Origin of the sequence: Myxococcus sp. AS-1-15 (assembly GCF_020037055.1) — a bacterium.
Taxonomy (GTDB): domain Bacteria; phylum Myxococcota; class Myxococcia; order Myxococcales; family Myxococcaceae; genus Myxococcus; species Myxococcus fulvus.
In genome coordinates, this window is record NZ_JAIQDF010000068.1 from 1 (window position 1) to 1,296 (window position 1,296).

Sequence of the window (1,296 nt, forward strand, 5' to 3'; positions counted from 1 at the left end):
AGCGCGCTGCATCAGTCGCTCAACGCGCTCCTCGCGCGCCACGAGGTGCTCCGCACTCACTTCGCGGTCCACGACGGCCAGCCCGTCCAGGTCATCCAGCCGGACTTCGTGCTGGAGATGCCGGTCATCGACCTGTCCGCCCTGCCCGCACAGGAGCGTGAGGCCGAGGCCCAGCGGTTGGCCTCCCAGGAGGCCGTGCGTCCGTTCGACCTGGCTCGGGGCCCCGTGGTCCGTGCCTCACTCGTCCGTCTGGATGCGCGGGAGCACAGGCTGCTCGTCACGATCCACCACATCGCGTCCGACGGCTGGTCCATCTCCGTCATGGTCCGCGAGCTGGCGGCCTTCTATCGCCAGTTCTCCGGCAACGAGCCCACGCAGCTCGCGCCGCTTCCCATCCAGTACGCCGACTTCTCCGTCTGGCAACGCCAGTGGCTGCACGGTGACGTGCTCGAGAAGGAGCTCGGCTGGTGGCGCAATCAGCTCGCGGGGGCTCCCGCCGCCATCGAGCTGCCCACCGACAGGCCTCGTCCCGCCGTCCAGACCTACAACGGCGCGGTCCTTCCGTTCACGCTCTCGACGGAGCTGACGCAGGCGGTGAAGGCGCTCGCGCAGCGTGAGAACGCGACGCCGTTCATGGTGCTGCTCGCTGGCTGGCAGGTCCTCCTGTCGCGCTACTCACGGCAGGACGACATCTCGGTGGGCTCGCCCATCGCCAACCGCAACCGCGCCGAGACGGAGGGCCTCATCGGCTTCTTCGTCAACACGCTGGTCCACCGCGCGCGCATCAACCCCGAGCACTCCTTCCGGGAGCTGCTCACCCACACGCGTGCGTCCACGCTCGCCGCGTTCGAGCACCAGGACATCCCCTTCGAGAAGCTCGTCGAGGAACTCCAGCCGCAGCGCGACCTCAGCCGCTCGCCGCTGTTCCAGGTGTCCTTCGTCTACCAGAACACTCCCGACGAAGACCTCGACCTCCCTGGCCTCGAGCTCGACGTCCTCACCTCCGAACTGCACTCCGCCAAGTTCGACCTCTTCCTCGGCATGAGCGAGGTTGGAGGCAAGCTGCAGGGCGCGCTGGACTACAACTCAGACCTGTTCGACGCCTCCACCGTGGAGCGCATGGCTCGCCACTTCACGAGCCTGCTCACCGAGGCGACCACACACGTCGACCAGCCGCTGCACAGCCTGAAGCTCCTCTCGGCCACCGAGACGCAGACCCTGCTCTCCGACTTCCAGGGCGAGCACGTCCGCTACCCCGAGGACGCCACCCTCCACTCCCTCTTCGAGGCCCAGGCC

General features: G+C 68.1%; 1 protein-coding gene. It reads left to right on the forward strand.

The genetic code is table 11. From position 1 onward, the window contains the following. Nucleotides 1-1,296: condensation domain-containing protein (locus K8625_RS43540; RefSeq protein WP_223786109.1), on the forward strand; the 1,296-nt coding region annotated here is incomplete at both ends.